At 66.7% G+C, this 11,278-nt stretch carries 10 protein-coding genes; 9 read left to right on the top strand and 1 reads right to left on the bottom strand.

Annotated elements, in window-relative coordinates; all coding sequences use genetic code 11:
• The first annotated feature begins 90 nt into the window (after positions 1-90).
• The 9 genes from K789_RS0103415 to K789_RS0103375 all read left to right on the top strand — a co-directional run bounded on the left by K789_RS0103415 (position 91) and on the right by K789_RS0103375 (position 10,589).
• Complete coding sequence (locus tag K789_RS0103415; protein ID WP_024365531.1) at positions 91-495, top strand: tautomerase family protein; 405 nt, start codon at positions 91-93, stop codon at positions 493-495.
• A gap of 214 nt (positions 496-709) precedes the next feature.
• Positions 710-1,711, top strand: coding sequence for a 5-dehydro-2-deoxygluconokinase (gene iolC / locus K789_RS0103410; protein WP_024365530.1), 1,002 nt, complete (start codon positions 710-712; stop codon positions 1,709-1,711).
• Positions 1,708-2,658, top strand: coding sequence for a deoxyribose-phosphate aldolase (locus K789_RS0103405; RefSeq protein ID WP_024365529.1), 951 nt, complete (start codon positions 1,708-1,710; stop codon positions 2,656-2,658). Before iolC ends, K789_RS0103405 begins: the two co-directional genes overlap by 4 nt.
• A gap of 39 nt (positions 2,659-2,697) precedes the next feature.
• Positions 2,698-4,623, top strand: coding sequence for a 3D-(3,5/4)-trihydroxycyclohexane-1,2-dione acylhydrolase (decyclizing) (iolD, locus tag K789_RS0103400; protein WP_035738985.1), 1,926 nt, complete (start codon positions 2,698-2,700; stop codon positions 4,621-4,623).
• Positions 4,624-4,670: 47 nt separating this feature from the next.
• On the top strand, positions 4,671-6,182 hold the full coding sequence (locus tag K789_RS0103395) for a CoA-acylating methylmalonate-semialdehyde dehydrogenase (RefSeq protein WP_024365527.1): 1,512 nt from the start codon (positions 4,671-4,673) through the stop codon (positions 6,180-6,182).
• A 94-nt stretch (positions 6,183-6,276) separates the two neighbouring features.
• Positions 6,277-7,188: a sugar phosphate isomerase/epimerase family protein gene (locus K789_RS0103390; protein WP_024365526.1), complete on the top strand. Its 912-nt coding sequence runs from the start codon at positions 6,277-6,279 to the stop codon at positions 7,186-7,188.
• Between the two features lie 16 nt (positions 7,189-7,204).
• Positions 7,205-8,218: a Gfo/Idh/MocA family protein gene (locus K789_RS0103385; RefSeq protein ID WP_024365525.1), complete on the top strand. Its 1,014-nt coding sequence runs from the start codon at positions 7,205-7,207 to the stop codon at positions 8,216-8,218.
• Positions 8,219-8,310: 92 nt separating this feature from the next.
• Entirely contained in the window at positions 8,311-9,186 is an 876-nt protein-coding gene (locus tag K789_RS0103380) for a sugar phosphate isomerase/epimerase family protein (RefSeq protein ID WP_024365524.1), read from the top strand.
• Positions 9,183-10,589 (top strand): sugar porter family MFS transporter, encoded by a 1,407-nt coding sequence (locus K789_RS0103375; protein WP_024365523.1) that lies wholly within the window; start codon positions 9,183-9,185, stop codon positions 10,587-10,589. The genes K789_RS0103380 and K789_RS0103375 overlap by 4 nt, the downstream gene beginning before the upstream one ends.
• An 89-nt stretch (positions 10,590-10,678) precedes the next feature.
• On the opposite strand, the gene K789_RS0103370 is transcribed toward K789_RS0103375, so the two are convergent.
• Positions 10,679-11,128 carry a MarR family winged helix-turn-helix transcriptional regulator gene (locus K789_RS0103370; RefSeq protein WP_024365522.1) on the bottom strand — a complete coding sequence of 150 codons (450 nt, stop codon included), beginning with the start codon at positions 11,126-11,128 and terminating at the stop codon, positions 10,679-10,681.
• Between the last annotated feature and the right edge of the window lie 150 nt (positions 11,129-11,278).

Genomic DNA, 11,278 nt, shown 5'->3' with positions numbered 1-11,278 from the left:
CCCCGCGTTGTTTTTGCGTCGCAGGCGAGCCTTGCACCCCTCACCCTTGCTTTGTTAGCATGTCAGGACAAACTAATGAAGGAGTAACGAGTGCCTCTCGTGCGAATCGACGTCAATCAGGGCAGGACTCCGCAGCGGCTCCGTGCGCTCACCCAGGCAATCCACGGCGCCATCGTGGGTGAATACGGCATTCCGGAGCGGGACTACTTCCATGTCCTGACCGAACATCCCGCGGGGCAGATTGTCGCCCAGGACGCCGGCCTCGGCTTCGAGCGGACGCCGGATGTCGTGATGATCCAGATCCTCACCCAGGCCGGGCGCAGCCAGGAGGCCAAGCAGTCCCTGTTTGCCGCCATCGCGGAAAGTCTGGCCGCCGCAGGGGTCGCCGGCGAGGACGTCTTTATTGGCTACGTCGAGAACACTGCGGGGGACTGGTCGTTCGGTTATGGCCGGGCGCAGTACGTCACCGGCGAGCTGGGCGTCCCCGGCAAGTAGCCGTGAGGCATGCCGACGGCCCCGAAGCCGCCGCGCGCCGGGGCTGATATTCCCGCCGGTGTCATGTTGTAAATATGTCAGTACAAACCTTTGACAGTACATGGATTCTAGGGCAAAGTAGTGGATGTGGCCCGGCTCACGCCGGCCCCCTAAGCACCGAAGCTCAGGCTGCGCAAAAGGTACCGAGTTCACACCAGAAAGGTCCGCGATCACCGTGACCCACGAACTGCTCACGATCGGGCGCATCAGCGTTGATATCTACCCGAACGACATCGGGGTGGATCTGGAGGATGTCACGTCCTTCGGAAAGTACCTTGGCGGATCACCGTCCAACGTGGCGGTTGCCGCCGCCCGGCACGGCCGCCGCACCGCCGTCATCAGCCGCACGGGCGACGACGCCTTCGGCAGATACCTGCACCGCGAACTGCGCAAGTTCAAGGTGGACGATTCCTTCGTCACCGCCGTCAAGGAATGGCCCACCGCGGTCACGTTCTGCGCGATCAAGCCGCCGGAGGATTTCCCGCTCTACTTCTACGGACGGTTCCCCACCGCCCCGGACCTGCAGATCAAGGCCGGGGAGCTGGACCTGGACGCCATCAGGGACGCCGGAATCTTCTGGTCCACGGTCACCGGCCTCTGCCAGGAGCCCAGCCGGACCGCCCACATCACGGCGCATGAGGCGCGGCCCCGCACCGGACTGAAGCCCGGCCAGTACACCATCCTGGACCTGGACTACCGGCCGATGTTCTGGGCCTCCGACGCCGACGCCCGGGAGCAGGTCGCCAAGATCCTCCCGCACGTCACCGTCGCGATCGGCAACGACAAGGAATGCGCCGTCGCCGTCGGCGAAGGCACCCCGGATGAGCAGGCCGACCGCCTGCTCGCGGCAGGCGTCGAGATTGCCGTCGTGAAGCTCGGACCGGAGGGCGTGATGGCCAAGACCCGCACCGAACGCGTCGTCTCCGCCCCCGTGCCGGTGGAAACCGTCAACGGCCTGGGCGCGGGCGATTCCTTCGGCGGGGCCTTCTGCCACGGGCTGCTCTCCGGCTGGCCGCTCGCCCAGGTCCTCGACTTCGCCAACGCTGCCGGGGCCCTCGTCGCCTCCCGGCTGTCCTGCGCCGACGCGATGCCGACGCCGGAGGAAGTCACCGGCCTGCTCGCCGAACGCGGGCGCCTTGTGCCGGGCACCTACGCCACCGAAGGAGCAACCCTGTGAGTGTCAACCCCGCCGCCGCCACCCTCACGGTGAACGACGATCCCCGCCGTTACGAGCATCTGAGCATCATCCGGCTCGAGGATCCGGCTGCGATCTCCCGTGCCGCGAAGGCCCGCCGCCGCCATCCCGGGGTCAAGGCCGGCCAACAGAACTTCATTGTCGCCGCCGACCACCCGGCCCGCGGTGCGCTTGCGGTCGGCAGCGATCCCGTGGCCATGGCCGACCGCCGCCAGTTGCTGGACCGGCTCCGGATCGCCCTGGCCAACCCGGATGTGGACGGCGTCCTGGCTTCCCCGGACATCATGGACGACCTGCTCCTGTTGGGCGCACTCGAGGGCAAGCTGCTCTTCGGCTCGATGAACCGCGGCGGGCTCTCCGGCCTGGTGAATGAACTCGACGACCGCTTCACCGGCCACACCGCAGCCGCCCTCGAGGCCCTCGGCGCCGACGGCGGCAAGATGCTCACCCGCATCTGCCTCGGCGACCCGGACACGGTGGCCACCCTCGAGGCAACGGCCAAAGCCATCGACTCCCTCGCCGAGCGCAAGCTCATCGCAATGGTGGAGCCGTTCCTCTCCGTCCGCGAGAACGGCAAGGTCCACAACGACCTGTCCACCAACGCCGTCATCAAGTCCGTCGCCATCGCCGAGGGCCTGGGCTCCACCAGCGCCTACACCTGGATGAAACTTCCCGTGGTGGCCGAAATGGAACGTGTCATGGCGTCCACCACCATGCCCACCGTGCTCCTCGGCGGAGACCCGGACAGCAGCCAGGACGAGGTCTTCGCCAGCTGGCAGGACGCCCTTGCGCTGCCGGGCGTCCAGGGCCTCACCGTCGGCCGGACCCTGCTCTACCCGCACGACGGCGACGTCGCAGGGGCCGTGGCAACCGCCGCCTCGCTCCTGCACCACACCGAATCCACCCACGCCGAAGAAGTATCGGAGTAATTTCCCATGGGAACCAGAACTGCCTCAGGAACACGCAGAATGACCGTCGCCCAGGCGGTTGTCGAATACCTGTCCCAGCAGTACACAGTCGACTCGATCGGCGGCCAGGACTACCGGGAGCGGCTGATCCCAGGCACCTTCGGGATCTTCGGCCACGGCAACGTCGCCGGCGTCGGCCAGGCCCTCAAGCAGTACCAGCAGCTCGATCCCACGATCATGCCGTACTACCAGGGCCGCAACGAACAGGCCCAGGCCCACCAGGCTGTCGGCTACGCCCGCCACACCCGCCGCCGCCAGACCTTCGCGATCAGCACCTCGATCGGCCCGGGTTCCTCGAACCTGCTGACCGGTGCGGCTCTGGCCACCACCAACCGGCTGCCCGTTCTCCTGCTGCCGAGTGACACCTTCGCCACCCGGGCCGCCGACCCCGTGCTGCAGCAGCTCGAACAGCCCTACGCCTACGACATCACCGTCAACGACGCCTTCCGGCCCCTCTCGAAGTTCTTCGACCGCGTCTCCCGGCCCGAGCAGCTGTTCTCCGCGTTCCACCACGGCCTGCGCGTCCTGACCGACCCCGCCGAGACCGGCGCGGTCACGATCTCGCTGCCCCAGGACGTCCAGGCCGAGGCCTTCGATGTGCCGGAGGAATTCCTCGCCGAACGCGAATGGCGGATCCGCCGCCCGGACGCCGACGACGAGGACATCCGCCGCGCCGCCGACGCCATCCGCGCCGCCAAACGCCCGCTGATCATTGCCGGCGGCGGCGTGCTCTACGCCTACGCCAACGAGGAACTCGCGAAGTTCGTCGAGCTGACCGGCATTCCGGTGGGCAACACCCAGGCCGGCGTCGGTGTCCTGCCCTGGGACCACAAATTCTCCCTCGGCGCGATCGGCTCCACCGGCACGACGGCGGCCAACGCCATCGCCGCCGACGCGGACCTCATCATCGGCATCGGCACCCGCTACGAGGACTTCACCACCGCGTCCCGGACCGCGTTCCAGAACCCGGACGTCACGTTCATCAACATCAACGTCGCCGCGATCGACGCCTACAAACACGGCACCTCCCTGCCGATCGTCGCCGACGCCCGCAAGGCCCTCATCAAGCTGAACCAGGCCCTCGGCGGCTACCGGATCGGCGCCGACCTGGAACAGCAGATCGCGAACGAGAAGACCCGCTGGAACGCCACCGTGGACGAAGCCTTCGACACCCGCTTCACCCCGCTCCCGGCCCAGAACGAGATCATCGGCGCCACAAGCCGCGCCATGGACGCCCAGGACGTCGTCATCTGCGCCGCCGGTTCCCTTCCGGGCGACCTGCACAAGATGTGGCGCGTCCGGGATTCGTTCGGCTACCACGTCGAATATGCCTACTCCTGCATGGGCTATGAGATCCCCGGCGGCCTCGGCGTCAAGCGCGCGGCGCTGGCCGAAGCCGCGAAGGGCGGGGCGCAGCGCGACGTCGTCGTGATGGTGGGGGACGGTTCGTACCTCATGATGCACACCGAACTGGTCACCGCCGTCGCCGAACGGATCAAACTGATCGTGGTCCTGATCCAGAACCACGGCTACGCCTCCATCGGCTCGCTCTCAGAGTCCCTCGGCTCCCAGCGCTTCGGCACCCAGTACCGGGCCCTGGACGAGGAGCACCACAGCTTCGACGGCGACAGGCTCCCCGTGGACCTGGCCCTGAACGCCGAAAGCCTCGGCGTGAAGGTGATCCGGATCGAACCGGGGGAGAAGGTCATCGCCGAGCTCGAACAGGCCGTCCGCGACGCCAAAGCGGCCCCCGAACGCGGCGGCCCGATCGTCATCCACGTTGAATCCGACCCGCTGCTGGACGCACCCAGCTCCGAGTCCTGGTGGGACGTTCCGGTCTCCCAGGTCTCCGAACTCGCCTCCACGAAACAAGCCTTCCAGACCTACGTCGACCACAAGAGCCACCAGCGCAAACTGCTCGGCTGACCCGGCCTCCTGAGCCACCCCAGACTCCAACTCCCAAGGACATTCCCATGACCACCGTCACCACCACCACAACCATCCACCACTTCATCAACGGCGCAGAGACCGCCGGCGACGGCACCCGCACCCAGCCCGTCTACAACCCGGCCACCGGCGCCGTCACCGCAGAGCTGCGGCTGGCCAACCGGGCGGACCTGGACGCCACCGTCGCCGCCGCCCGCGCGGCCGCCGACAGCTGGGGCGACATCTCCCTCGCCAAGCGCACCGCCGTCCTGTTCAGGTTCCGCGAACTCGTCGCGGCCCACGTGGACGACCTCGCCGAGCTGATCACGGCCGAGCACGGCAAGGTCCTCTCCGACGCCAAGGGCGAGATCGGCCGCGGCCTCGAGGTCATCGAGTTCGCGTGCGGCATCCCGCAGCTGCTCAAGGGCGACTACTCGGACCAGGTCTCCACCGGGATCGACGTGTTCTCCTTCCGCGAGCCGCTCGGCGTCGTCGCCGGCATCACCCCGTTCAACTTCCCGGTCATGGTGCCGCTGTGGATGGCGCCCATGGCGATCGCCACGGGCAACGCCTTCATCCTCAAGCCCTCCGAACGCGATCCCTCCGCCTCGATGCTGCTGGCCAAGCTGTGGAAGGACGCGGGCCTGCCCGACGGCGTCTTCCAGGTCCTGCACGGCGACAAGGAAACCGTGGAGGGCCTCCTGACCCACCCAAATGTGGACGGCATCTCCTTCGTCGGCTCCACCCCGATCGCCCAGTACGTCCACGAGACGGCCACCAAGCACGGCAAGCGGGTCCAGGCCCTCGGCGGGGCGAAGAACCACGCCATCATCATGCCCGACGCCGACCTCGACAACGCCGCCGACCACCTCGCCGCCGCCGCCTTCGGCTCCGCCGGCGAACGCTGCATGGCCATCTCGGTTGCCGTCGCCGTCGGCGAAGCCGCCGACCTGCTGGTCAAGAAAGTCGAAGAACGCGCCCTCGCCGTCAAGGTCAACAACGGCACCGCGCCCGACGCCGAAATGGGGCCGGTCATCACCCCGGCCTCCAAGGACCGCATCGTCCGGATCGTCACCGAAGCCGAAACCGCCGGTGCCGCGATGGTGGTGGACGGCCGCGGCCTCGTGGTCCCCGGCCACGAGGACGGCTTCTGGGTCGGCCCCACCGTCCTGGACCACGTCAAGACCGAAATGACCGCCTACAGCGAGGAAATCTTCGGCCCCGTCCTCGTGGTGGTCCGGGTCGAGGACCTGGACGCCGGCATCGCGCTGATCAACGCCAACCCCTACGGCAACGGCACCGCCATCTTCACCTCCTCCGGCGCCAACGCCCGCAAGTTCCAGCGCTCCGTTACCGTGGGCATGATCGGCATCAACGTTCCGCTGCCTGTACCGGTCGCGTACCACTCCTTCGGCGGCTGGAAAGCCTCCCTGTTCGGCGACAAGCACATGTACGGTCCCGAGGGTGTCTCGTTCTACACCCGCGGCAAGGTGGTCACCTCCCGCTGGCCCGAACCGACCCACGCCTCGGGCGCCTCCTACAACTTCCCCTCGAACTAATCCCCACCCACTAATCACGATCGACTGCTCCGTAACCGCCGTTTTGAGCGTCCAAAACGGCACCTGCGGAGCAATCGATGAGAAGGAAGAGAACATGACTGAGAACAAGCTGATCATCGGCACCGCGCCGGACTCTTGGGGTGTCTGGTTCCCGGATGACCCGAAGCAGACCCCGTGGGAACGCTTCCTCGACGAAGTCGCCGAATCCGGCTACAAGTGGATCGAGCTCGGCCCCTACGGCTACCTTCCCACCGACCCGGCCCACCTCGCCGAGGAACTCAAGGCCCGCGACCTGAAGATCACCGCCGGCACCGTGTTCACCGCGTTCCACCGCGGCCTGGACCAGTGGGAAACCGCGTGGGAGCCGGCCCGCAAGGTCGCCGAACTCACCGCCGCCATGGGCGGGGAACACATGGTGGTCATCCCGGCCATGTGGCGCGACGACGTCACCGGCGAGGCCGTGGAAAGCGGCGAGCTCACCGAAAAGGCCTGGAGCGACCTCTTCACCGGCCACAACCGGCTCGGCAAGACCCTGCTGGAGGACTTCGGTCTGAAACAGCAGTTCCACTCCCACGCCGACTCCCATGTCGGCGCGCAGGAGGACATCGAGACCCTGCTCGCTGCCACGGACGCCCATTACCTCAACCTGTGCCTGGACACCGGCCACGCCGAGTATTGTGGTGCCTCCAGCCTGGAGCTGATCAAGAATTACCCGGACCGGATCGGCTACCTGCACCTCAAGCAGATCAACCCGGACATCCTCAGGAAGGTCAACGAGGAGAACATGACCTGGGCCGCCGCCAACCTGGCCGGGGTCATGACTGAACCGCCGAACGGGCTCCCGGACCTGCGCGCCGTCATCGAAGCCGTCGAGGCGCTGGACCGGCCGATCTTTGGCATTGTGGAACAGGACATGTACCCCGTGGCCTTCGATGTGCCCATGCCGATCGCTAAGCGCACCCGCAACTACCTGCTCTCCTGCGGCTCCCGCACCGCTGTCAACTAGAACTGAGGACAAGATCATGACCAAAACCCTCCGCGTAGCTGTCATTGGCGCCGGCCGTATGGGCGCAGACCACATCCAGCGCCTCAATACCCGCATCCACGGCGCGGAAGTTGCCGCCGTCGTCGACGTCGACCTCGCCCGTGCCCAGGCCGCCATCGAAGGCATCCCGGGCGCCGTCGCCCTGGCCGACGCCGACGAGGCCCTCAACAACGGCGACGTCAACGCCGTGCTGATCGCCACCCCGGGCTTCCTGCACGAGGACATCCTGCTCAAGGCAATCGCCAAGGACATCCCGATCCTCTGCGAGAAGCCGCTCACTCCGGATGCCGAGTCCGCGTGGAAGATCGTCGAGGCCGAGGAAAAGCTGGGCCACCAGCGCATCCAGGTCGGCTTCATGCGCCGCTTTGACGCCGAATACGCCGCCCTCGGTAAGATCATCCGCGACTCCGAACTCGGCGAGCTGCTCATGCTGCACCACCAGCACCGCAACCCGACCACCCCCGCCGGTTTCACGAACGAAATGCTGATCAACGACTCCGTGGTCCACGAATTCGACGCGATCCGCTACTTCACCGGTGAGGAAATCACCTCGGTCCAGGTCCGCCTTGGCAAGGCCACCAGGAACTCCCCGGGCGGCCAGCACGACCCGCAGCATGTGCTGATCGAGACCGAGTCCGGTGTCCTGGCCGACGTCGAGATCTACGTCAACGCCAAGTTCGGCTATGAGGTCGCCACCCAGGCGTCCTTCGAGGACGGGATTGTCAGCATCGGCGGGGACAAGGGCCCGTACACCCGCAGCAACGGCCGCTGGGGCGGCAACGTCACGCCCGGCTTCGAGGAGCGTTTCGGTGCTGCGTACGACGTCGAAATCCAGTCCTGGGTGGACGCCGCACTGCGCGGCGAAATCGGCGGCCCGACGGCCTGGGACGGGTACGCCACCGCCGCCTGCTGCGAGGCCGGGGTCGAGGCGCAGAAGAACGGCGAAAAGGTCGCCGTGAAACTGAACGCCAGGCCCGCACTGTACCGCTAAGCACGCGCCGCCGGCCGGCGCCCGCTACTGCCAAGAACGCAGCGCCGGCCGGCGCCCAGGCCCCCGCCAGATCCACAATGGAGTGTTCCGAAGTGAAAATCGCCCTTGATCCCACGCCGTTCCACCACTCGCACAGCCTGCTCGAATTTCCCCGCGTGGTGGCGGACCTCGGCTACAAGTACATGCAGATGACCCCGCACGCCGATTTCATCCCGTTCTTCAACCACCCGAAGGCTGATGACGAGCTGGTGGGCCAGCTGAACAAGGCCTGCAGGGACGCGGGGATTGAAATCGCCTCCGTCCTGCCGGTGCTGCGCTGGTCCGGCCCGGATGAGGATGCCCGCGAGGCTGCTGTCCGGTACTGGAAGCGTGCCATCCAGATCGCCGTGGACCTTGGCGTCCACACCATGAACACCGAATTCAGCGGCCGCCCGGAGAATGCCGAGGAATCCGAGCGCGCGTTCTACCGCTCCATGGAGGAACTGCTCCCCATCATCGAGCGGGAGGGCATCGACCTGCTGATCGACCCGCATCCGGACGACTTCGTCGAGGAGGGCCTGGCCGCGATCCGGGTGATCCGCGGACTCAACTCCACGAACGTCGGCCTCGTCTACGTCGCCTCGCACAGCTTCCACATGCAGAACGCCCCGCTGGACATCATGCGCGCGGCGGGGGACAAGCTTCGCCTGGTCCACGTCGCCGACACCATGGACCACCACGCCTCGCACGGTCTGCGTTACATCACCAACCCGCCCGGAAACCCTGTCCGGGTGCACCAGCACCTGAAGATCGGCGACGGCGACGTGAACTGGGACGAGTTCTTCGGCGGCCTGAAGGAAATCGGCTTCCTCGACCGCGAGGACACCGTGATGGTCTCCAGCGTCTTCGCCGAGGACGACAGCGCCGCGGAGGTTTCCCGCTACCAGCTGGAGACCATGAAACAGCAGATCCAGAAGGTGAGCGTATGACGTCGACGGCAACCGCCCAACAGCGGAAGGCGCCCGGAAACCACAAGCGGGCGCTGCGCACTGCGACCATCATCTCCACTTTCGGCGGGTTGCTTTTCGGCTACGACACCGGCGTCATCAACGGCGCCCTGCCGTACATGCAGGAGGACCTGGGCCTCACGCCGCTGACCGAAGGGCTCGTGACTTCCTCGCTGCTCTTCGGCGCCGCCTTCGGCGCCCTGTTCGGCGGGCGCCTCGCTGACCGCAACGGACGACGAAAAATGATCATGGTGCTGGCCGTCATCTTCCTGATCGGCACCCTGGCCTGCACCTTCGCCCCGAACACCGAGGTGATGATCCTGGCCCGCTTTGTCCTCGGACTCGCCGTCGGCGGCGCCTCCGTCACCGTCCCGGTGTACCTCGCCGAAGTCTCGCCGAGCGCCCGGCGCGGACGGATCGTCACCCAGAACGAGCTGATGATCGTTACCGGCCAGCTGCTGGCCTTCATCTTCAACGCCTACCTCGGCAACACCTTCGGCGAATCCGGCGGGATCTGGCGCTGGATGCTCGTGATCGCCACGCTGCCCGCAATCGCGCTTTGGATCGGCATGAACTTTATGCCCGAAAGCCCCCGCTGGCTGGCCTCGATGGGCAGCTTCGGCGAAACCCTCAGCGTGCTGCAGCGGATCCGATCCCAGTCGGAGGCCCGGGCCGAGTTCGAGGAAGTCAAGGCCATGGCCGTGGAGGACTACAAGTCCAAGATGGGTTCCTGGAAGGACCTCGGCGTCCCCTGGCTACGCCGCATCTTCGTAGTGGGCGTCGGCCTCGCCGTCATCCAACAGATCACCGGCGTGAACTCGATCATGTACTACGGCACCCAGATCCTCGCCCAGTCGGGCTTCGGCAGGGAGGCCGCGTTGACGGCGAACATCGCCAACGGCGTCATCTCCGTGGTGGCCACGTTCGTGGGGATCTGGCTGCTGGGCAAGGTAGGCCGGCGCAGGATGCTCATCACCGGCCAGCTCGGCACAACCGCGGCGCTGCTCCTGATCGGGTTCTTCTCGCTGGTCCTGCCCGAAGGCACCGCCCGCGGCTTCGTGATCCTCGCCCTGACGGTGACGTTCCTGGCGTTCCAGCAGGGCGCGATATCCCCGGTCACCTGGCTGATGCTCTCCGAGATCTTCCCGCTGAAGATCCGCGGCCTGGGCATGGGCGCCTCGGCCTTCGTGCTGTGGACGGTGAACTTCCTGGTGGGATTCGGCTTCCCGCAGCTCCTTGCCGCCATCGGGCTCTCCAGCACCTTCTTCGTCTTTGCCGTGCTGGGCGTCGGTGCCATCGCGTTCGCCGCGAAGTTCATTCCGGAAACCAAGGACAAGAGCCTGGAAGACCTCGAGCACCACTTCAAACAACTGGCCGCCAAGTAACCAGCCAACCGTCACCAACACAAAGCCCTGCCCTCGACGGGACGTCGCGGGCGGGGCTTCGTGCGGTGAAGCGGTTGCAGGTTGTCCCGCTAGACGGCGGCGTGCAGCTTGGGGAGGGCGTCGACCAGGGGCGCCAGCTCCGGCACGTCCTGCGCCTCGGCCAGCGCGCGCTCCAGCGTGGCGTCGTGGCTGGGCCGGGCCTCCTCCAGCAGCTTGATGCCACTGGGAGTGAGCTCGGTGTAGATTCCCCGGCGGTCATCGGCACACAGGATCCGGGTCAGCAGGCCCCGGTCCTCGAGCCGGTTGACCAGACGGGTGGTGGCGCTGGCGCTCAGCGCAGTGGCGCGGGCCAGCTGCTGCATCCGCATGTGCCAGCCGTCCTGGCGGCTCAACGCATCCAGCACGGTGTACTCCACGACGGACAGCTGCGCCACGGCCTGGAGCGAGCGCTCCAGCTCCGCCTCGATCAGTCCATGCAGGGCCGCCAGGGTCCGCCAGCCTTGCGCCCGGACCTCGACGGCGTCGTCTTTGATGCCCATCAGTTCTTCCCTTCAAATCAGCCTGCCCAGCCCCGCGAGACCTCGGAACACAGGCAGCCCATAAATTAGTTGCTTGCGCGGTATAGTTGCTTGTGCAACAATAAATAACGCGTCTGCAACTAATAGCTTACGCCTCGCAATTCTTTCCGT

The organism is Arthrobacter sp. TB 26 (assembly GCF_000427315.1).
GTDB lineage: Bacteria > Actinomycetota > Actinomycetes > Actinomycetales > Micrococcaceae > Arthrobacter.
The sequence above is the reverse complement of the archived record's forward strand: the minus strand, read 5'-3'. Positions and strand labels throughout refer to the sequence as shown.